Here is a 728-nt window from a genome sequence, read left to right as displayed (position 1 = left end):
GAATTCGGCTTTATCGATGATGGCGTAACGGACAATGACGCCGCATGGGCATTGGCGAAGGTAACGCTGGGTAGCGTCGACACTCTGGTCATGCTCACCAAAGCTACGGGCGTTTTCTACTTCGCCACGACGAGCGATTTCACCGGCTTGCTGATCGATGCATCCTGCAATCCCACCTTCACCGGACCTGGCGTTTACAACGACCGAACGCAAACGCAGAAAGCCAACGGCGACCCCGCCGTAACGGTGGTCGGGACCGGGGCACTTACGTTCCTCAGCGCCACCCTTCACAGCACCTTTAGGTTTCATGGCGAGCCGGTCGACAAGTTCGACTGGCTTACGGATGGCAACGTGGCCCACGAGGAACCGACCGTCATTGACATGACCACAGCCGCGATGAACCGCTTTTCGTGGCCAAATGGGAACACGTTGATCGCCTCGTCGACAGGCGTCTCGAAAGCGGCAAACCTGATTAATATTGACTGGTCGGCCGCCCCTACAAACACGCTGATCTTTGCCGGCTTCATTCCAGAGGTTGGGTGTCAATATTCGTGGGCCAGCGGCTACAACGCGACCGACGTTGGCTATGTCGTTCTGTACTACAACGGTGGCTATCACGCGATCTATGCTGCTGTCGGCGGCGCGATGACGCATAAGAAATTGACGGCTGCCAGCACGTTCACCGAAGCCACGGTCCAGCACTTCGGTGACGGCGGCCCGACCGACGT

General features: G+C 58.0%; 1 protein-coding gene. It reads left to right on the top strand.

Annotated elements, in window-relative coordinates; all coding sequences use genetic code 11:
• Positions 1 to 728: hypothetical protein (locus ACXJ7R_RS35270; RefSeq protein WP_457155821.1), on the top strand; the 728-nt coding region annotated here is incomplete at both ends.

This window comes from Mesorhizobium sp. P5_C1 (assembly GCF_054049815.1).
The sequence above is the reverse complement of the archived record's forward strand: the minus strand, read 5'-3'. Positions and strand labels throughout refer to the sequence as shown.